The sequence below is a fragment of the Pseudomonas eucalypticola genome, from assembly GCF_013374995.1.
Lineage (GTDB): Bacteria > Pseudomonadota > Gammaproteobacteria > Pseudomonadales > Pseudomonadaceae > Aquipseudomonas > Aquipseudomonas eucalypticola.
Window position 1 is genome coordinate 5,492,475 of record NZ_CP056030.1, and the last position, 20,433, is coordinate 5,512,907.

The following is a 20,433-nucleotide window of genomic DNA, read 5'->3' on the forward strand; positions in this document are numbered from 1 at the left end:
AATGCGCGCCGCATTCAGTGCCCGATTCGGCAAGGTGATTAAACGTGTTGAAGAAAACACTGTTCCAACTGCATTGGTTTTTCGGCATCACGGCGGGCCTGGTACTTGCCCTGATGGGGGTGACCGGTGCGCTGGTATCGTTCCAGGATGAAATCCTGCGGGCCTTGAACCCCGACACGTTGCGCGTGCAGGTGCAGGACAGTGGCGTGCTGCCGCCTTCGGCCCTGGTGCCCAAGCTGGAGGCCGCCAAGGGCAAGCCGATTACCGCCTTGTGGGTGGAAACCGACACCGGCCTGGCCTCACGGGTGTTCTACATGCCCCCGCCTGGCGAGCGTCGCGGTGAACTGCGCTACTTCAATGCCTACACCGGCGAGCTGTTGGGCAAGGTGCGTGGCGAAGGTTTCTTTGGCTTCACCTTGCAGTTGCACCGTTTCCTGGCCATGGGCGAGGTGGGCAAGAACATCACCGGGGCCTGTACCCTTATCCTGGTGTTCTTTTGCCTGTCAGGCCTTTACCTGCGCTGGCCACGCCAGGCGCTGAACTGGCGCGCATGGCTGACCCTGGACTGGGCCAAGAAGGGCCGCGGCTTCAACTGGGACCTGCACGCGGTGGCAGGCACCTGGTGCCTGCTGTTTTACCTGTTGCTGTCGGTGACGGGGCTGTTCTGGTCCTATGACTGGGCACGCGAAGGCATGACCTCGCTACTGGGCAGTGCGCCAAAAGGCGAACACCGCGAAGGCCAGCGTGGCGGCCGCACGCCACGGCCGATGCCGCCCACAGGCCCGGTAAACGTCAATTACGACGCAGTGTGGGACAGCATCCGCAGCCAGGCCGGCCCCGCCCTGCGCGCCTACAACCTGCGGCTGGCGCCCAATGGCCAGCCGATCACGGTCTTTTACCTGCTGCACAACGCCCCGCACGAGCGCGCGTTCAACAGCCTGATTCTCGACCCCCTGTCCGGCCAGGTGCGCAAGCATGAGCGCTTCGCCGACAAGCCCTTGGGCGGCCAGTTGCTGGACAGCGTCTACGCCCTGCACGTGGGCAGCTACTTCGGCCTCGCCGGGCGCATCCTCAACACCGTGGCGGCGCTGACCATGCCGCTGTTCCTGGTCACAGGCTGGCTGCTGTACCTGGACCGCCGCCGCAAGAAAGGCCTGGTACGCGCCGCGCGCCAGCAACTGGACAACGTCGAGGCCCAGGCGGATGGCTGGCTGATCGGCTTCGCCAGCCAGAGCGGGTTCGCCGAGCAACTGGCCTGGCAGAGCGCCAGCCAGTTGCAGGCCGCCGGCCTGCCGGTGCGAGTAGAACCACTGTCGCGACTGGGCGAAGCAGACCTGTGCCAGGCCTCGCACGCCTTGTTCGTGGTCAGCACCTTCGGTGACGGCGAAGCGCCCGACAGTGCTCGTGGGTTTGAACGCAAGGTACTGGGCCAGGCCATGGGGCTTGGCCACATGAAGTATGCATTGCTGGCGCTGGGCGACCGCCACTACCCACATTTCTGTGGCTTTGGCCTGCGCTTGCATCACTGGCTCGGCCAACAGGGCGCCCAAAGCGCCTTCGAACCGGTGCAGGTAGACAGCGCCGACCCACTGCGCCTGCAACAGTGGCAGGAGCAACTGGGCCAGTTGACCGGTGCCCAACCGACCATGGCCTGGCAGGCGCCGCTGTACGAAGACTGGACGCTGAGCGAACGCCAGCGGCTGAACCCGGGCAGCCAGGGCGCCCCGGTGTACCTGCTGCGCCTGGCGCCACCGGCGCCCCACGGCTGGGAGGCCGGCGACCTGGTCGAGATGATGCCGCGCCTGACCACCGACGTGCCGCTGCAAACTCAGGCCCGGGAATATTCCATCGCTTCCTTGCCCGGGGACGGCGGGCTGGAGCTGATCGTGCGCCAGGAGCGTCACCCCGACGGCACCCTCGGCCTGGGCTCAGGCTGGCTCACTGAACATGCGCCAGTGGGCGCGGCCATCAGCCTGCACGTGCGGCGCAACAACGGCTTCCATGCACCGCGCGATGAGGCGCCGGTGATACTGATCGGCAACGGCACCGGCCTGGCAGGCCTGCGCAGCTTGCTCAAGGCGCGCATCGCCAAGGGCCACCTGCGCAACTGGCTGGTGTTTGGCGAGCGCAACCAGGCCCATGACTTCCTCTGCCGCGATGAGCTGCAGGGCTGGCTGGCGGGCGGCCAGCTGGCACGCCTGGACCTGGCGTTTTCCCGCGACCAGGCGAAGAAAGTCTACGTGCAGGACCGCTTGCGCGAGCATGCACGACTGCTGCGCGAGTGGGTGGCCGAGGGGGCTTTGATCTATGTGTGCGGCAGCCTTCAGGGCATGGCGGGCGGGGTCGATGAAGTGCTGCGTGAAGTGCTTGGGGCGGCTACCCTCGAAACGCTGAGCGAACAAGGGCGCTACCGCCGCGACGTTTACTGATAACGGGCGCGCACACCCTGTGGGACCGGGCGCCAGCTCGGGAACCAGGCGCCGCGGTGTAACTGATACCGCAAGGCGCCCCCTTCCCGAGCTGGCGCCTGGTCCCACAGCGGTGTGCCTGCAACCCTGAACTGACACTACAAGGTGCGTCAGGCCTTGACGGGCTCTACCGCCAGTTCCACCACTTCGGCTTTCTTGATCACTGCATACACCACTGCCGTCACCGCGGCCCCGGCGGCAATCGCCAGCAGGTACAGCAGTGCATGGTTGATGGCGTTGGGGATCAGCATCACGAACAATCCGCCATGGGGCGCCATGAGTTTGCAGCCGAAGTACATGGACAGCGCACCGGTCAAGGCGCCCCCGGCGATGCTGGCCGGGATGACCCGCAAGGGGTCCTTGGCGGCAAAGGGAATGGCGCCTTCGGAAATGAAGCACAACCCCAGTACCAACGCGGCCTTGCCCGCTTCACGCTCGCTCTGGGCGAATTTGCGGCGGGCCAGGAAGGTAGCGATGCCCAGGCCGATGGGGGGCACCATGCCCGCAGCCATGGTGGCGGCCATCGGCGCGTAGCTCTGGGAGGCCAGCAGGCCAACCGAGAACGCGTACGCCGCCTTGTTGATCGGCCCTCCCAGATCGACGCACATCATGCCACCCAGCAGTACCCCCAGCAGGATGGCATTGGTGGTGCCCATGCTGTCGAGGAAGTGGGTCAGCGCTTCGAGCATGCCGGCCACCGGCTTGCCCACCACGTAGATCATCACCAGGCCGGTGAACAAGCTGGCCAGCAACGGAATGATCAGGATCGGCTTGAGCGCTTCCAGGCTCGCGGGCAACCGCGCGTAGCGGTTGATGGCCTTGGCGGCATAACCGGCGATGAAGCCGGCGGCAATGCCGCCGATGAAGCCCGCCCCCAGGGTGCTGGCCAGCAAGCCGCCGATCATGCCGGGCGCCAGCCCAGGCCGGTCGGCGATCGAGTAGGCGATGTAACCAGCCAGCAGCGGCACCATCAGCTTGAAGGCGCTATCGCCACCAATCTGCATCAGCGCGGCCGCCAAGGTGCCTGGCTCCTTGAACGCGGTGATGCCGAACACGAACGACAGCGCGATCATCAGGCCACCCGCCACCACCATTGGCAGCATGTACGACACACCGGTCAGCAAGTGCTTGTAGACCCCGGTTTTCTCCTGCTTGGCTGGCGCGGCGGCACCCGTGCTGGCCGCGGACTCCTGCTTGCCCTCGGCCAGGGCCTTGTCGAGGATCGACTTGGCCTGCTTCAGTGCCACGCCCGTGCCGCAGCGGTAGATACGCTTGCCGGCGAACCGCTCGGTGGCCACATCGATGTCGGCCGCCAGCAGTACCACGTCGGCGTCCTTGATGGCCGCGGCGCTGAGCGGGTTGCGCGCGCCCACCGAGCCCTGGGTCTCGACCTGCAGGTCGTAGCCCATTTGCTTGGCGGCGGTCTGCAAGGCTTCGGCCGCCATGAAGGTGTGGGCTACGCCGGTCGGGCATGCAGTAATGGCCACCAGCCGCGGCGCACGGTCGGCTACCGGGGCGATAGCGGCGTCGGTACACGCCTCGTGAACCTTGGCCTGCTCCGCGGCCTGGCGCAGGAACGCGTCGGCGTCCTGCAGGGCCGCCGCCGGGCTGCTCTGGAACAGGCGCTTGCCGACAAAGCGGCTGAGGTCGACAGGGCCGGTGTTGATCACCAGTACCCAGTCGGCGGCCGCGATGGTGGCCGGCGACAGTTTGTTTTCCGGGTGCTGCGGGTCGTGCACCTCAACGCTGGTGCTCCAACCCTGGCGCTGGGCCACAGCGTCGAGCAGACGCGCACTGAGGACACTGGAGACGCGGCCGCTGGGGCAGGCCGTGACGATGGCAAGTTTCATCTCATACCCTCTTATTGTTCTGTCAGCGCGCGCACGCAGACGCCGCTTTCGAGCCGCGCCAATTCAGCGTGGTCACGGATGCCAAAGCCAATCTGGCTGACCGCCATGGCGGCGATGGCGGTGGCGGTGCACAAGGTCTGCTCCGGCGCAGTGCCGCTGAGCAGGCCATGGACCATGCCCGCCAGCAGCGAGTCGCCAGCGCCCACGGTGCTGCCGATGTCCACGGTGGGTGGCAGCGCTTGCAGGGCTTGCTGGCCACTGAACCAGTTGACGCCCTGGGCGCCCTGGGAAATCACCACGTGCTCGATCCCTCGGTCACGCAAGCGCGTGGCCAGGGCCTGCTGCTGGGCCGGGGTATCCACCGCTTCACCCAATGCTTCGCTCAGCTCGGCGGTGTTCGGCTTGATCAACCATGGCTGCGTCTGCAGGCCGACGCGCAAGGCAGCGCCGCTGGTGTCCAGGGCGACCTTCAGGCCCATGGCGACCAGGCGTTCCAGCAAGGCCTGCAACCACTGCGCATTGATACCGCGCGGCAGGCTGCCGGCCACGACCACGGCGTCATGAGCGGGGGCGATCTGTTCCAGGCGCGCCAGCAGCGCAGCCTGGGCGTCGTCGTCGACGAATGCACCGGGGCCGTTGAGGTCGGTGATGCGCCCGCCGTGCTCGGCCAGCTTGATGTTGGTGCGGGTCTCACCCGGCACGCGGATGAACTCGTCGGTGAAGCCCCGGGCCTGGAACAGCGCTTCGAACGGCAGCACGTTGTCCTCGCCGAGGAAACCGGCCACGGTCAGGTCATGGCCCAGGTCAGCCAGCACCTGGGCGACGTTGATGCCCTTGCCGGCGGCATGGCTGTGCATGGCCGTGGTGCGGTTGACGTCGCCCACCAGCAGGCTGTTGAGCGCCACGGTCAGGTCCAGCGCCGGGTTCAGGGTCAGGGTCAGGATCTTGGCCATCTACTGTTTCTCCACCAGGGCGCGCACGTCAGCGGCGCTGCCCAGGCCCAGCGCGGTCTGCGCCAGGCTTTTCGCATGTTCCAGGGTCAACTCGCGCACCCCGGCCTTAACCTCGGCAATGCTGCGCGCCGAGACACTCAATTCATCCACGCCCAGGCCCACCAGCAGCGGCACGGCCAGGGGGTCGGCAGCCAATTCACCACAGATGCCTACCCACTTGCCGTGGGCATGGGCAGCTCGCACGGTGATGTCGATCAGTTGCAGCACCGCCGGGTGCAGGCCATCAGCCTGGGCAGACAAGGTCGGGTGGCCACGGTCGATGGCCAGGGTGTACTGGGTCAGGTCATTGGTGCCGACACTGAAGAAGTCCACCTCCTTGGCCAGTACTGGCGCCAGCAGCGCAGCGGATGGCACCTCGATCATGATGCCCAGTTGCAGGTCGGCAACCGGGATTTCCAGGCGCAGGCGCTCGGTCATGTCCCGGGCCTGGCGCCACTCCTCGACACTGCCCACCATGGGGAACATGATCCGCAGCGGACGGTTGTCGGCGGCGCGCAACAGGGCGCGCAGCTGGCTTTCCATCACGTCGGGACGCTGCAGGGTCAGGCGAATGCCGCGCACGCCCAGGAAAGGGTTTTCTTCCTTGGCGATCGGCCAGTAAGGCAGCGGTTTGTCACCGCCCACATCCAGCGTGCGCACCACCAGTGGCCGGCCAGCCAGGCCATCGAGCACTCGGCGGTACTCGGCTTCCTGGATGGCTTCATCGGGCGCCTGGGAATGGGCCATGAAGATCAGTTCGGTGCGCAACAGGCCGACACCTTCGGCGCCCTGCTCCACCGCGGCCTTGACGCCGGCGCTCTCGCCGATGTTGGCGAACACTTCAACGGCGTGGCCGTCGCGGGTCACCGCGGTTTCCAGGCGCCGGGCATCTGCGGCTTCCTGGCGCCGGGCGCGGGTTTCGCGCTCTTCGATGGCGCGCTGGCGCACCTCTTCGCTAGGCTCGACCACCAAGTGGCCGCGCTGGCCATCGAGCATCAACGGGCAGCCGGACTTGAGCAACAGCACGGCCTCGCCCGCCCCGACAATGGCCGGGATACCCAGTGCGCGAGCGACGATGGCGCTGTGGGCGGTGGCGCCGCCACGTGCGGTTAGAATACCGGCCACGCGGGCCGGGTCCAGACGGGCAACGTCCGATGGGCCCACCTCGTCCATCACCAGGATATAAGGCTGGCTGGGTTCATCGGCACTTTGCACGCCACACAGCTGCGCCAGCACGCGGCGGCCGATGTCGCGCAGGTCGGCGGCACGCTCGGCCAGCAGCGCATCCTGCAGGGCTTCCTGCTGGCGAGCGGCGGCCTCGATGACACTGATCCACGCCGCCGGAGCGCTTTCACCCTGCTTCAGGCGGCTGGCAACTTCCTCAGTCAGCGCCGGGTCGTCGAGCATTTCCTGGTGGGTCACGAAAATCTCGCGAATGGCCTTGGCCTGGCTGCGGCGAATAAGGCCTTCAATGTCTTCACGCACCTGAACCAGTGCGTCTTGCAAACGCTGGTGCTCCACCGGATGGGATTCGCCGCGCAGCGGGTAGTCGAATGCCTGTGGCACCTGCACATGGGCCGGGCCCATGGCGATACCGGGCGCCGCGGCGATACCCTGAAGCTGCTGGCCGGCCACCGGGGCCTGAACCTTGGGCGTGACGACCACGGTTTCTTCGACCACCACGGCCACTTCGGCAACCGCTGGCAGCGGCTCGACCTCCTCGCCCAGGCCTTCTTCTACCGCCGCCAGCAACGCGGCCAGGGCGTCGTTGGCGATGGCCGGCTCGGCAATGAACTCCAGCACCTGGCCGCGACGGGCGCCCAGGCTCAACAGTTTGCTCAGGCTTTTGGCCGACACGGCAGGCTCGGCGCTGTCCACCAGGCGCAGGTGAATCTCGCCCTCGAAGCGCTTGGCCAGTTGCGCCAGCACCTTGGCCGGACGCGCGTGCAGGCCGTGGGCGTTGGGCAGGCCAATACGGGCGCTGGGCCAGTCGGCGGGCACGTCACCGCCCAAGGCTTCCAGTACCGCGCGCGGGTTGGTGGCGCGGCCCAGTTCCTGGCCGCGGCCTTCGATCAGCAAGCCACACAAACGCTCCAGCAGGGCCTGGTGCGCCTCGCCCAGGCTGGCCAGGCAAAACAGCCCGGTCAGCGGCTGGCCCAGGTAGCGCAGCGGATGTTGGGGGGTAACGAACGCCAGCCCGGGCTTCTTCACGGTCTGCTCGCTGTGCAGCCACCACAGGCCATCGCCCAAGGGCAAGGCTTCGACTTGTTGCAGCACGGCGGCAAAGCCATTGCTGACACAGTCGGCTTGGCGCAACAGGCGCGCGCCGCGCCATACCAGCTCTTCGAAGTCTTCGGCGGCCACGCCCAGGCTGATCATCTGGGCATCCAGCGCCAGCTCTTGCGGCGCACCCTGCAAGAGCTTCAACAAGGCCTCAGGGGTGCTGGCCGTGCGCAACGCCTGGCCCAGGTCAGTCTCGCCCAGCGCGCGGGTCAGCAGTTGCAGCAGGCGCAGGTGCTCGTCGGACTTGGCCGCGATGCCGATGGCCAGGTATACGATCTGGCCGTCGCCCCAGTCCACGCCCTGGGGAAATTGCAGCAGGCGCACGCCGGTGGCGAACACCAGATCACGGGTTTCCGGGGTGCCGTGGGGAATGGCGATGCCTTGCCCCAGGAAGGTGGAACCCTGGGCCTCGCGTGCTTGCAGGCCCGCCAGGTAGCCCTCGGCGACCAGGCCGTCGGCCACCAGCTTTTCAGCCAGCAATTGCAGGGCGGCGGGTTTATCCACGGCACTCTGGGCCATGGATATCTGCTCTATAGTGAGCTCGAGCATGCCAATCTCCTTTACGGCATCCACAGGATGCAGAAGTCTTGTTTTAAGGGTGCAGCATAGGACTGAATTCCCCGCGGAGTCAGCCCAGAGCTGTTGGACAACTTCAGCCAGCCATCGACGGGAAAATTTACTGACCACCCCGACAGATTTTTTTCGGCAGAAAACACGCCGGCTGAATCGTTTAACCTAGAATGACAGGCACGTTACCCGATAATCTTCAGGCATTGAAGCCCAACCTGACGGCGGCATTGCGACAATCGTCGCCTGCCGCGGTGGCCAACGATGGTGAACAATGCACCGGGCAGCCTGAACGCCCGGCGTCGCACGCCGCAAAACAAGGAATACTCGGTTGAAACTCAGTGATATTGCCCGCCTGGCCGGAGTGTCGGTGACCACCGCCAGTTACGTGATCAACGGCAAGGCGCAACAGCAGCGCATCAGCAAGACCACCGTGGAACGTGTCCAGGCGGTGGTGCTGGAACACGGCTTCACGCCCAACCCCCAGGCCGCCGGCCTGCGTAGCCGCCATACGCGCACGCTGGGCTTCATTCTTCCCGACCTGGAGAACCCCAGCTACGCACGCATCGCCAAGCGCCTGGAAAAACGCGCGCGCGAGCATGGTTATCAACTGCTGATCGCCAGTTCCGATGACGAGCCGGCCAGCGAACTGCAACTGCAGCAATTGTTCAAGGCCCGCCGCTGCGACGCCCTGTTCGTCGCCAGTTGCCTGCCGACCGACGACACCAGCTATCTGGAACTGCAAAACAAGGGCTTGCCGGTCATTGCCATCGACCGGGTGATGGACACCCACCATTTCTGCTCGGTGGTCAGTGACGACCAGCACGCCGCCCTGCAATTGACCAGCAGCATCCTGCGCACAGCCCCCAAGGACATCGCCCTGATCGGCGCCCGCCCCGAGCTGAGCATCAGCCAGGCCCGCGCCGCCGGTTTTCATCAGGCCGTGGAAGGCTTCAACGGCAAGGTGCTGGTGTCCGAGGGCGAGGCATTCAGCCGCGAATGTGGCCGTCAGTCCATGGCCGACCTGGTGCAGCAACTGGGCCATCTGCCGGCAGCGCTGGTGACGACCTCCTATGTACTGCTGCAAGGGGTGTTCGATGTGCTGCAAGGCCATCAGGACGAGTTCCCCTCGCTGCACCTGGCGACGTTCGGCGACACCCAACTGCTGGATTTCCTGCCCTTGCCCATCAATGCCATGGGCCAGCAGCACGACCTGATCGCCAGCAAGGCCCTGGAACTGGCGCTGGCCGCGGTGGAGCGCAACGAGTACCACCCTGGCGTGCACGCCATAGCCCGTACCTTCAAGCAGCGTATTTTCGAGGGGTGAGCCATGGGGCTGATCGACACCCACACCCACCTGGACTTCCCCGACTTCGACGCAGACCGCCCCGCGTTGCTGGCCAATGCGCGCGCCCTGGGCGTGCAACGCATGGTGGTGCTGGGCGTACACCAGGCCAATTGGCAGCGGGTGTGGGACCTGGTGCAAAGCGACGCGCAGCTCTATGCCGCGTTTGGCCTGCACCCGGTGTACCTGGACGAGCACCAGCCTGCGCATGTGAACGAACTGCGCGGCTGGCTGGAGCGCCTGGCTGGGCATCGGCAGGTGTGCGCGGTGGGCGAATTCGGCCTGGACTACTTCCTCGAAGACCTGAACCGCGAACGCCAGCAAGCCTTGTTCGAGGCACAGTTAACACTGGCGGCCGAGTTCGAATTACCGGTGTTGCTGCACGTGCGGCGCAGCCACGCGGCGGTGATCGCCACGCTCAAGCGTTTCAAGCTAAAGCGCGCGGGGGTCATCCATGCCTTCGCTGGCAGTCATGAAGAAGCGCGGGAATACCTGAAACTAGGCTTCAAACTGGGGCTTGGCGGAGCGGGCACTTGGCCGCAGGCGGTGAAGCTGCGCAAGACCCTGGCCCGCCTGCCGCTGGAAGCCGTGGTGCTGGAGACCGACTCACCGGACATGGCCCCGGTGATGTACGCCGGGCAGCGCAACAGCCCGGAGCATTTGCCGATGATTGCCGAGGCCTTGGCCGAGGTCATGGGGGTTGATGCACAGACGTTGGCGGCGGCCAGCACCGCGAATGCCTGCGACGTGTTCCACTGGCCTTACGCCTGACCACTCACGCCCCTGGTGCACAGGGTTGCCCCCGGCAATCCGAAGCTCAGAACAGCACTGTCCACAGGGCAATGACGGCATACCACAGCACCGCCGAGCGCAGCAGCAGCTCCCAGAGGCTGTCGAGGCTGGCGACACCCGCCTCGCCCGCCGCCGTGGCCGGCAGCTCACCCGCCACGCGGCCGACATCCGCGATCAGCTGCTTGGCGCCTATGCCCCAGTGCAGCACCTCATGGAGCATCACCTTGCCCACCGCGACGAAGTTGCCCACCAGGGCAAAGCTCACCGCCAGCACCCGCACAGGCAACCAGTCAAAGGCATGGCGAATGCTGCCCGCCCGTGACACCACGCCAGGGTGCTTGGCATTGCGCACCGCCAGCGCCAGCAGGCGATAGACCAGCGCCGCCACCGGTCCCAGCAGCACATACCAGAAGATCACCGCGAAAAAGCTTTGGTACGCCTGCCACAGCAGGTTGTCCTGCACCTTGGCCAACAAGCCCGACTCATCGTCGGCCGTCAGCCCAAGGTCACGCTCAGCCACATGCACGGCCGCCTGCTCGTCCCCGCGCCGCCAGGCATCGCGAAACGGCCCAAGGCCGGCTTTCACATCGCCACGGCCAAGGCTGTAGATCACCACCCACAGGTGAACCGGCAACGCCAACAGGCCATAGGCCACAGGCTTGAGCGCCAGCAGCACGGCCCCCAGGACTAACGCCGGCAGCAATACCCACAGCGCCAGAACGAGCGCCGGCTCCTTGGCGAGCCGAGGCTTGGCTTCCAGGCGGGCCAACTCGGCCAACCAGGCGCGATCCCCTTGCAACCGATGGCGCAACGCCGAGAACTTTTCGATGACCAACACCAGCACCAACACCAGAAAACTCATTGCGCGCCCTCGGGGGCCAGCAGGCTGGCGCGGTAGCGCGCCCAGTCGAAATGCGGCCCTGGATCTGTCTTGCGCACCGGGGCAATGTCGCTGTGCCCGCAGATACGCGATGAAGTAATGGCCGGGTACTGCGCTTGCAGCTGCCGGGTCAGTTGGGCCAGCGCCTGGTACTGGGCGTCGGTGAACGGCTCGAAGTCGGTGCCTTCCAGTTCAATGCCGATGGAGAAGTCATTGCAGGTTTCACGCCCTTCGAAACTCGACACCCCGGCGTGCCAGGCCCGTTGCAGGCAAGAGACGAACTGGGTGAGCGCGCCGTCACGCTCGATCAGGAAGTGCGCCGACACCTTGAGTTCGGCGATGGTCTCGAAGAACGGATGGGCGCTGCGGTCCAGCTGGTTCTGGAAGAACTGCTGCACACGGCCGGTCTTGAACTGGCCAGGTGGCAGGCTGATGTTGTGGATCACCAGCAGGGAGATCTCGCCCTCGGGCCGCTCGTTGAAGTTCGGCGAGGGGCAGTGCTGCGCCGGCTGGCACCAGCCAGTGGCGGGATCAATCGTCATCGGGTTTCCTTGGCAACACGGGTCGTCGGCCCAGTATGCCCCGCCATGGGCCGGCAGGTCAGCCCACTATTTGTTTTTCAGCCGTCGCAGGTTGCTGACCACCGAATCCAGCGCCCGGTCGAACAGCAATGCGTCATCGAGCAGGCGCACGCTGCCGCGACGGAACTCGACCGCCAGGCCGCTGCGGGTCTTTTCCAGCACTTTCATGCCGGTGCGGTTGACGAACACATACTTGTCGGTAGCTTCGATGATGGCCGCCAGCTTGCAGCGCTGGCGATGGTCTTCATCCTCCACGAACTCAACCCAGCAACCGGTGCGCAGCTTGCTTACCTGCAGCATGCCAGGGTCATCGGCCGGCAGGCGCACCTGGACCTGCGGCGCGTCGCCGTGCCCGGCCAGGACGATTTCCTCCACCACCGCCACCAGCGCCGCGGGCTCCTGCCCTTCCGCCCACGCGGCGGGCTGGCGTGCATCGCGCTTGAGCGCTTGCACGTGCAACACCTCCAACTGGCTGAAGAATTCACTGGTGGCAAAGGGGTCGAACGCCGAACTGGTCAAACCTTCGCGCAAGGCCTTGAGCAGGCCGGGCACCACCTGCAACAGGCGCTCATGGGCCTGGGGCTCGTCATGGGGCTCGACGCTCCAGATCAGGTCGTCCATGGTCGTTAGCCCTTCCTGCCATTGCGGCGAACCGTCGCCATGCTTCAGGCAAGTCAGCAGCAGCACCTTGCTCCAGGCTTCTTCCAGCAGGCGCACCACCACCAGGGGCATCACCTTGCCCAGCAAGCGGCTGTTGAGTTCCTGCTGCACACGCTGGCGGGCGAGCTCGGCCTTGGCACGGCCTTCCTCGGCGTCCCGGGTGCGCTGCTCGAGCAGTTCGCTGCGGCGCCGCTCATCCGCGGTGAAGGCCAGGAAGTCGGCCAGCAGTTCGGAGAAGATCGCCGTGTCGTCGACGAAGTCGTTGAGCAGGCGCTGCACGATCTGCTCGATGCGCAGGTACAGGCTGTCACGCTGATAATCGTCACGGTTGCCCCAGCCCATGGCGGCCGACGCAATTTCGTTGAGCAGGCGACGGGCCGGGTGGCTGCCGCGGCTGAAGAAGCTCTTGTCGAGCACCGCCACCTTGAGCATCGGGATTTGTAGCCGGCCGATCAAGGCCTTCAGCGAGTCAGGCAGGTTGCGGTCGTCGAGAATGAACTCGAACAGCATGGTGATGAGGTTGATCACGTCTTCGTCGACGACCCCGATCACCCGGAACCTGCCGCTCTTGACGCTCACGCGGGTCAGCAACTGCTCCAGCTGGTGGCGCAGGTCGTAGTCATCCTGGGCGGCCTGGGACGCCGGCACGTACTGTTGCAGGTGGGACAGCAAGCGCATCAGGTCATTGGTGGAGATGGGTTGCGCTTCCTGGGCGCTCTCCAGCTTGGGCGCCACACTGCCACGCAGTTGGTGCAGCAATTCCTGCAGGGCGCCGAATACTTCCTGCACGCTTTCATCGAGCTGCGCGCCTGGCTGGGTGCCCGCCGAAGGGGCGTCTTCGCGGCGCTGGGCGGGGCGCGCCGGCGCACGGTCGGCGCTGCGCCGCGCCGGGGCGGCCTTGAGTTCAGGCAGCACGCCCGTGGCGATCAACAGCTGATTGGCCTCGGCGTACAACTGGTCGGTATCGGCCAGCACGTATTTCTCGAACAGCTTGAGCACGATCAGCTTGACCTTGATCTCCACGCCCAGGTTGCGCCCGGCCTGCAGGAAGTAGTCGCAGACCATGGCCGGCCCCAACGGGTTGGTGGCATCGTCCAGGCGCTTGAGCACCAGAGCGTTGAGCCGTGCAGTCAACTGGCCAAGGGCCAGGCCGTCGCGGGCCAGGACCTTGCCGACCATGGCGTCCAGGGCAACCGTGCGCTCCAGGTCGTCATTGGCGACCAGTTCCAGTTTGTCGTAATTGACCGGGGCTGCGACGGTGGGCTCGGCGATCTCGTATTGGCCGATGGCCACGAAGGCCTCATTGAGCCTTTCCAGGAAGCCACGCTCGATACTCTTGCGCTTGAGGCGCAGGTCGCGCATGGCTTCGAAAAAGGTGTTCTGCTCGACATTGTTGTGGGCCTTGTCGGCCATCTCGAACAGCGTGTCATCGGCATTGTCGAACAGCGCCTGCAAGCCCTGGCGCAACTGCTGGGCAGCCTTGTCGCGCACTTGCAGCAGTACAACGGGCAGGCGTGCCAGAGGCGTCTGATTGGCGTTATCAGCAGCAGCCTTGTTCAACGGCACGACTTTCCCATCGTTTTGCATCCCGTCCTCCAGAAAGAATGAGGGTCGCTATCGCTCTAGTATGCAGGTTACCCACGCCCGCCCACAGCCCTCTGTCGCAACGCCTTTGTAAGCGCCGTCACGCAGAGTGGAAACAAAGATTCGAAGCGTCAAGCCTATGGCGCCAAATACAAGGCACTCATTATCTGCAAAAGCACGCCGCTCGGCTAGAGCACCCGCGGCAGTTATTTACCGGGCGATGCGAAGTGGACAACAAAACCGGCAAAAAGCTCCGCAACGCCGAATGATTTGCTGGCTTTTCGCTGCTCGGCGGCCTGGCTATCGCAAGGCTTCGCGCCGGGCACCGGCTGCCCTATAATCCGGCCACTTTGCTTGTGGAGCCTGCTATGCCGAATCTACGCCTCGCCGACCTGACTGCCGAGATAGAAGCCAACGTGCGCCGCGCGTTGCTGGAAGACATTGGCAGCGGCGACATCACCGCCCAGCTGATCCCGGCCGAGCGCCTGGCCAAGGCCACCATCATCACCCGCCAGGACTGCGTGGTCGCCGGCACCGCCTGGGTGGACGCGGTGTTCCGCCAGCTCGACCCGCGCGTGGCGGTGCACTGGCAGGTCGTCGACGGCCAGCGCGCCACGGCGAACCAGGCCCTGTTCCACCTCGAAGGCCCGGCGCGCTCGCTGCTGAGCGGCGAACGCACGGCGTTGAATTTCCTGCAGATGCTGTCGGCCGTCGCCACCCAGGCCCGCGCCCTGGCTGACAAGGTAGCCGCCACCCAGGTCAAGCTGCTGGACACACGCAAAACCCTGCCGGGCCTGCGCCTGGCACAGAAATACGCTGTCACCTGCGGTGGCTGCCACAATCACCGCATCGGCTTGTACGACGCCTTCCTGATCAAGGAAAACCACATCGCCGCCAGCGGCGGCATCGCCCAGGCCATCAGCGCCGCGCACCGCATCGCGCCCGGCAAGCCGGTGGAAATCGAAGTGGAAAGCCTGGAAGAACTCAAGGAAGCCCTGGCCGCTGGCGCCGACATCATCATGCTTGACGAACTCAGCCACGACGACATGCGTGAAGCAGTGCGCCTGAATGCCGGTAAGGCCAAACTGGAAGCCAGCGGCGGCATCAACGAAAGCACCTTGCTGCCCATCGCCCAGACCGGTGTGGACTACATTTCCATCGGCGCCATGACCAAGGACGTCAAGGCCATCGACCTGTCGATGCGCCTGAGTCTGTGAAACATCACCCCACGAGATGAACGAAGGTATTGGAGTACTCGCAGTGACGAACACGCTCAACCCCGGGGCCGACACGGTCTACATCATCCGCATCGACGGCACTCGCCTGGGTCCTTTCCAGACCCAGGTAGAACCGAACAAGGCGCTGATCTACGAAGTAACCCTGAACGCCGGCGCCGGCGACACCCTGGAACACCACCGCGAAGGTGGCGCGGTGGACAAGTACCTGATCACCAACACCCACTTCCAGCCGCAAATGACCACCGTAGCCGCGCATTACACCGTGCGGTGGCGGCAAGAGGGCTGACTTGCGAATTTAGCCCCCCTCCTCTGTGGGACAGGGCGAAGCTCGGGAAGCCGGCACCACGCAGCCACTTAAACTGCGCGCCGTCCTTTTCCCGAGCTTCGCCCGGTCCCACACGGTTGCCCCCCGCTACGGCATCAACGGCAAACACTCCACTTGAGGGCGCGCGAACAGATACCCCTGCATCAGGCGGATCCCCAGCCCCAGCAACGCATCTCGCTCCCCCGCCGTCTCCACCCCCTCGGCCAGCAAGGTAATGCCCAAGCGCTGCGCCACCAGCACGATCCCCGCCACGATGGCCTCACGCACCGGGTCGCTGTCGATAGACCGCGTCAACGCCATGTCCAGCTTCAGCACCTGAGGCTGAAAGGTCGCCAACAGATTCAACCCGGAATACCCCGAGCCGAAATCATCGATCGCCGTGGTAAACCCCTGGCGCTCATACGCCTTGAAAATGGACTTCAGATGCTCCGGGTCCTCTACCCGCTCCCCCTCGGTCACTTCGAACATCAAGCGATCCAAGGGAAAACTCGATGCCTCCGCCGCCTCGAGGGTCGCCCGGATACAGGTCTCGGCGCGGTACACGGCGTTGGGCAGGAAGTTGATGCTCAGCTTGCAATCAGGGATGCCCACCAAGCCCAACCCGGCTGCCAGCTCAATGGCCTTCACCCGGCAGGCCTGGTCGAAGCGGTAGCGGTTACCGTCATTGACCTTGCCCAGCACGCTGGCCGCCGACTCGCCGTTGGGGCCGCGCACCAGGGCCTCGTAGGCGTAGAGCTTGCCGGTGGAAACGTCGAGAATGGGCTGGAACGCCATGGTGAACTGGAAATCCAGGCCTTCCAGGTTGCGGCATTGGGCACAGCCGGTGGGTTCGAAGGGGTGGGGGAAGAAGGTTTGGGTCATTGCTCCTCCGGGGAGGCAAATATTTTGTCCGGTGAGCTTGTCACCCTGGGCCGAGCTAACAAATACCAGCGTTTGAAATGAAAAACCCCCAATAGAAAAGGGGGTTCGCAGGATGCTCAGGACCAGTACATCAACCGGCGCGGCCATACCAAACGGCGGCGTCACACGCCTTTACGTGCCCCCGCGTGTACATCGAGACGTTTTCAGAATAGGTGGGCGGCAAGGCCAGGTCAATGGATGGAGCGGTCCTCGTCGACTCGCGTCTGTGGGCGGTCGGCTACCACGGCTATTTTCGATCAGCCCGCGCCTGGGCGGCAGCTAGACCTTGATCGGCGAGCTGCATGGGAGCCGCGCGCAGGATGTTCTGCTTCCATTGGGGCCACTGGGCCACGGTGTGACGAGCCTTGGCCATATGCTCAAGGAAAGCCTTCTTGTCACTGTTCATCTGCCTTCTCCTCCAGGTAGGTTGCAAGCAATGCGGCAGCCAGGTCCTCACGTTCCATGTAGGAGCACGGCAACAACTGGGTGCGCAATTTAGCATCGGATTCACACCAGTCAACGATTTGCCCGTCCGAAGTCTTTCTCTTTATCGGATAACCGCTTCCCAGGCTCGTTGAGAATAGGTTGAAAAAGCTTCGGGGGCCAACCCCGATGAATGGTTCAAAGACGACATTCGTTCCGTCTCTTTCAAGGGAAATGGAGTCGGAGTGAAACTCCAATGCTTTGCTCTTGGGGTAGGGCTCTACATAAACGACTCTTTTTACCCCAGCTGCAATGATATGTTTCGCGCAGTTATGGCATGGAAACGTCGTGCAATATAGTTCCCCCCCGACGGTGCCCACGCCGGCTCGAGCCCCCGCTAGCAAAGCTTCCATTTCGGCATGAACAACCCGACCATACTCGGTAATGTCCCGAATTCTGCTGGAGCGAATAATGGGTGCTACCTGAGAGTGAAGATGTTCCGGGATAGCTGCGAGGATGCTGTCGATGATTGCCTTTTTCTGTACGACATTCGAGTCTTCTCCCCGCATGTAGTCCCGACCGTCCTTGGCATCATTAGCACAATGAGTAGCGGGATCAATTTCTGGCCAGTACAGGCCACCGTGCGCCTTGGGAACATCGTTGGCTCCGGTGGCAACGATGCTGCCATGCTGAGTGAGTACAGCCCCTACCTGCCTTGATAGATCTGCAGATCTCAATGCTGCGGAAAACGCCATGAACATGGCATATTCATCAAAGGTAGGAGTGACATACGGTTTTCCAAACAGCAGATCCAGAACACGCCAGATCTGGTTCTTCAGCGAGTCACTGTGACCGTTGTGATTGATGAAAAAGTCTGAGAGATGGTAGGTGTCCCGCGTGTGCTGACCGAACGGATCACTTTCGTCTGCATCCTTCTCGATCAAGCGAGAAGCCTGCTCGTCGGTCATGCCCCGTTCCCTGATCAGAAAATTAGACCTTCGCGCATGATCGGCATGCACTCCCAGCAGGAAGAAGCCATCCGAATAGATACTGCGCAGACGTTGCACTACTTCAGGATGCTTCAGCGACTTGACGACAAACGCACGCCGACCCGGCTCCTGACCGCTGCGGAATTGGTTCACCTTCAGCGCTACACCTAGCGCGAGCACCGCCTTATCTTCAGTGCGCTTTCTCAATGCATTGCCTGCCGCCATGAAACCGCTGATCCGATCATATTCGCTACTAGTCTGCTCAACGGGAGCAAGCGGGGAGATGATGTCAGTGGATATGCGGATTGACTCGCACGCGTATCGGAAAGCCCTGAGACGGTCGCCTACAACCCTCACAACCTCGTCGAGATCAGTACCAACGGCACCCACCAACCCAATCACAATCTCAGAGTCTGCGTAGGTTCCATCGAGGAAGTAACCGCGCTCACCCGGCATGGTGCGCGCCAAATCGGCCGTAGCCTCGGCACGAGTTTCGGTCTCGGTGGGTGAGTGTGCAGGTCCACCCCCGAACAAGATCTGCGAAACCAATTCCCTCATCAGGTTTGCCGCCTGGGTGGGCCCTTGAAAACTCACGGTGCCCGTAGATGGGAACCAGTTCATGATCGCCTTGCTCTTGGCCCGGAATTGATGTTGATTTCGGTTGACCACCCGCCATTCTCCCACCACCGCTAGGCTTCCCAGCTTCTGCATCAACTCGTTCAGATCTCCATTGAACTTCATGCCTTTCCTCACAGCAGCGTAATTTCCCGTCCGGCCAGAGCGATGCAAATTGCAGGGCCGCGCAAACAGACATCAGCCTAGCGGATGGCGGCACTGCTGACAGTCAGCGCGAATCTCTCGAAAGACGAAGAAAGCTCCGATTGGTACTGTGAAACGTCCTACACCAGATGGTTAGGGATTAGTTGAAAAATAGGCAGGGAACAGTTGAGCATCACCGACTATCGCGCTATCGCCAATGGACATTCGTAGCTTGGACCTGACTACGGTGGAGTAAGCATCCCCATCAGAGGGCCATTCAGCTCAACACACCGCTGACGCCACTAACCTCGAAGGCAGCGCGATCACCAGTGCGCTCGTGGGCCGGCCGCAGCAGGTCATTACCCCTGATGGCCTTTCCTATAGCGAAACCTTCCAGCCAGACGGCATCGCGGTGCGGCACCTGAGGGGGCAGCGGGACGCAGGAAGGGATCTGAAAGGTGACCGAGAGTCCGTTTTGCGTCAACTATGCGGCCTATGGCAACGAGTGCAACATGGTCAAAGCGTATGACCGATGGATCTGGGAGATCGGCAACTCGGAGATGACCACGAACAATCGGATTTCGCGGCATTGAAGGCTTGAAGGGTGACGCGGGGGGAGATGGTGCCGGGGATAGGAATCGAACCTACGACCTTCGCGTTACGAGTGCGCTGCTCTACCGACTGAGCTACACCGGCATATGACTTATCACCAGGCAAAAACTACCACTACTCGCGATCCCTCACAAGCTTTCTGAATCGATCAACGCATCAGTTGAAGACAGTGCAACCGAGAGGGGCGAAATCCTGAGATATATTGGAATTAACTTCGCAAGTCCATATTCCTTCACTCGACCTGACAAGACTAACAACTCCTCCCGCGATCAGATAAACAGGATTTACTAGCGTACAGGATAACGCCACCACACCAGAAGAGGCGACAAGGGACATTGTACAGTTACTAGTATTAGAACTCCCTCCCAAATCGGAGAGAGAGAATGAGCCTACACTGGAAGCCACAAACTCCTCAACTGCAGGCTTTAATGCGGTAAGCTCGGCAAGCCCACCAGAAACCTTGCTCTTGGCTGTATAACGCATATAGTTCGGAATAAGGATCGCCACCAGCACACCGATAATGGCCACTCCAACCATTACCTCTATTAATGTAAATCCATTTTGAGCGAGTTTGGACGAGCTCATATTACTCCAACATATAAAGATGAGGGACGCTTAGCGCCCCCCAGGCCAGCTATCAGCCACCACAGCTTTTAGGCAGCAGCGTGGTATCCGTTACAGTGGAGCTGCAGGCCCAGACACCAGTATCTGCCGTACGAGTCCAAACTACGTTTTTACCCTGAACAATCGAAGGGGCGTTGGTGATTGTGCAGGTGATGGTAACGTTCGCTGTCGCAGAGCCTGCAATAGCGATTGCAGAGCAGTTCGCACTAGATGCCGCACCGCCCGCCAAAGCCAAGGTCGGGGCCGTATTGGAGTTTACTGCGTCGTCTACACCCACTTTCATCGCAGACGTTTCAGCGACTGCGGCAGCGACTTTGGACTTAGCCTGATAACGCGTGTATTGCGGAATTGCGATTGCCGCAAGGATACCGATGATTGCAACTACAACCATCAGCTCGATTAACGTAAAACCTTTCTGATTTTTCATAAAGAAAAAATCTCCGTGTAGGTGCAGGAGCCGAGACAGCTATAAGAGGGTAAGCAATGGTCATGCCACGGCCCAGAACCGGCGGCTTTCCCGCTCTACCTTGCCAATCAAAGCGATAGCGTCGACCACAGATG

General features: G+C 63.2%; 16 protein-coding genes and 1 tRNA gene. 5 read left to right on the plus strand and 12 right to left on the minus strand.

Annotation, left to right across the window (positions count from 1 at the left end; translation table 11 throughout):
* Positions 1-44 precede the first annotated feature (44 nt).
* Positions 45-2,429 (plus strand): PepSY domain-containing protein, encoded by a 2,385-nt coding sequence (locus HWQ56_RS24535; protein ID WP_176571976.1) that lies wholly within the window; start codon positions 45-47, stop codon positions 2,427-2,429.
* A gap of 149 nt (positions 2,430-2,578) precedes the next feature.
* On the opposite strand, the gene HWQ56_RS24540 is transcribed toward HWQ56_RS24535, so the two are convergent.
* Genes HWQ56_RS24540 through ptsP form a run of 3 tightly spaced genes read right to left on the minus strand, consistent with a single transcriptional unit; the run spans position 2,579 to position 8,142 of the window.
* On the minus strand, positions 2,579-4,318 hold the full coding sequence (locus HWQ56_RS24540) for a PTS fructose-like transporter subunit IIB (protein ID WP_176571977.1): 1,740 nt from the start codon (positions 4,316-4,318) through the stop codon (positions 2,579-2,581).
* Between the two features lie 11 nt (positions 4,319-4,329).
* Positions 4,330-5,271 (minus strand): 1-phosphofructokinase, encoded by a 942-nt coding sequence (gene pfkB, locus HWQ56_RS24545; RefSeq protein ID WP_158152708.1) that lies wholly within the window; start codon positions 5,269-5,271, stop codon positions 4,330-4,332.
* On the minus strand, positions 5,272-8,142 hold the full coding sequence (gene ptsP, locus HWQ56_RS24550; protein ID WP_176571978.1) for a phosphoenolpyruvate--protein phosphotransferase: 2,871 nt from the start codon (positions 8,140-8,142) through the stop codon (positions 5,272-5,274).
* A gap of 349 nt (positions 8,143-8,491) precedes the next feature.
* Between ptsP and cra the strand changes: the two genes are divergently transcribed.
* Together cra and HWQ56_RS24560 are read left to right on the plus strand one after the other, a co-directional pair.
* Positions 8,492-9,487: a catabolite repressor/activator gene (gene cra / locus HWQ56_RS24555; protein ID WP_158152710.1), complete on the plus strand. Its 996-nt coding sequence runs from the start codon at positions 8,492-8,494 to the stop codon at positions 9,485-9,487.
* A 3-nt stretch (positions 9,488-9,490) separates the two neighbouring features.
* Positions 9,491-10,276 carry a TatD family hydrolase gene (locus HWQ56_RS24560; protein WP_176571979.1) on the plus strand — a complete coding sequence of 262 codons (786 nt, stop codon included), beginning with the start codon at positions 9,491-9,493 and terminating at the stop codon, positions 10,274-10,276.
* Positions 10,277-10,322: 46 nt separating this feature from the next.
* Here HWQ56_RS24560 and ampE read toward each other — a convergent pair whose 3' ends face one another.
* From ampE to HWQ56_RS24575, 3 genes are all read right to left on the minus strand, one after another.
* Positions 10,323-11,159, minus strand: coding sequence for a regulatory signaling modulator protein AmpE (gene ampE / locus HWQ56_RS24565; RefSeq protein ID WP_158152712.1), 837 nt, complete (start codon positions 11,157-11,159; stop codon positions 10,323-10,325).
* Entirely contained in the window at positions 11,156-11,719 is a 564-nt protein-coding gene (gene ampD / locus HWQ56_RS24570; RefSeq protein WP_176571980.1) for a 1,6-anhydro-N-acetylmuramyl-L-alanine amidase AmpD, read from the minus strand. Before ampD ends, ampE begins: the two co-directional genes overlap by 4 nt.
* 66 nt (positions 11,720-11,785) lie before the next feature.
* Positions 11,786-14,005: a DUF1631 domain-containing protein gene (locus tag HWQ56_RS24575; protein WP_176571981.1), complete on the minus strand. Its 2,220-nt coding sequence runs from the start codon at positions 14,003-14,005 to the stop codon at positions 11,786-11,788.
* Between the two features lie 365 nt (positions 14,006-14,370).
* Here HWQ56_RS24575 and nadC point away from each other — a divergent pair, with 365 nt between their 5' ends.
* A complete protein-coding gene (nadC, locus tag HWQ56_RS24580; protein WP_158152715.1) occupies positions 14,371-15,219 on the plus strand; it encodes a carboxylating nicotinate-nucleotide diphosphorylase in 849 nt (282 codons plus the stop codon).
* A gap of 43 nt (positions 15,220-15,262) precedes the next feature.
* Positions 15,263-15,526 (plus strand): hypothetical protein, encoded by a 264-nt coding sequence (locus tag HWQ56_RS24585; RefSeq protein WP_158152716.1) that lies wholly within the window; start codon positions 15,263-15,265, stop codon positions 15,524-15,526.
* Between the two features lie 126 nt (positions 15,527-15,652).
* On the opposite strand, the gene HWQ56_RS24590 is transcribed toward HWQ56_RS24585, so the two are convergent.
* From HWQ56_RS24590 to HWQ56_RS24615, 6 genes are all read right to left on the minus strand, one after another.
* On the minus strand, positions 15,653-16,426 hold the full coding sequence (locus HWQ56_RS24590; protein ID WP_176571982.1) for an EAL domain-containing protein: 774 nt from the start codon (positions 16,424-16,426) through the stop codon (positions 15,653-15,655).
* 286 nt (positions 16,427-16,712) lie between these two features.
* Positions 16,713-16,871, minus strand: coding sequence for a hypothetical protein (locus HWQ56_RS24595; RefSeq protein ID WP_176571983.1), 159 nt, complete (start codon positions 16,869-16,871; stop codon positions 16,713-16,715).
* On the minus strand, positions 16,861-18,618 hold the full coding sequence (locus HWQ56_RS24600) for an anti-phage dCTP deaminase (RefSeq protein WP_176571984.1): 1,758 nt from the start codon (positions 18,616-18,618) through the stop codon (positions 16,861-16,863). The genes HWQ56_RS24595 and HWQ56_RS24600 overlap by 11 nt, the downstream gene beginning before the upstream one ends.
* A gap of 638 nt (positions 18,619-19,256) precedes the next feature.
* Positions 19,257-19,332: transfer RNA gene (locus tag HWQ56_RS24605), tRNA-Thr, on the minus strand.
* 72 nt (positions 19,333-19,404) lie between these two features.
* Entirely contained in the window at positions 19,405-19,833 is a 429-nt protein-coding gene (locus HWQ56_RS24610) for a pilin (protein WP_176572481.1), read from the minus strand.
* 52 nt (positions 19,834-19,885) lie between these two features.
* Positions 19,886-20,299: a pilin gene (locus tag HWQ56_RS24615; RefSeq protein WP_176571985.1), complete on the minus strand. Its 414-nt coding sequence runs from the start codon at positions 20,297-20,299 to the stop codon at positions 19,886-19,888.
* Positions 20,300-20,433 lie beyond the last annotated feature (134 nt).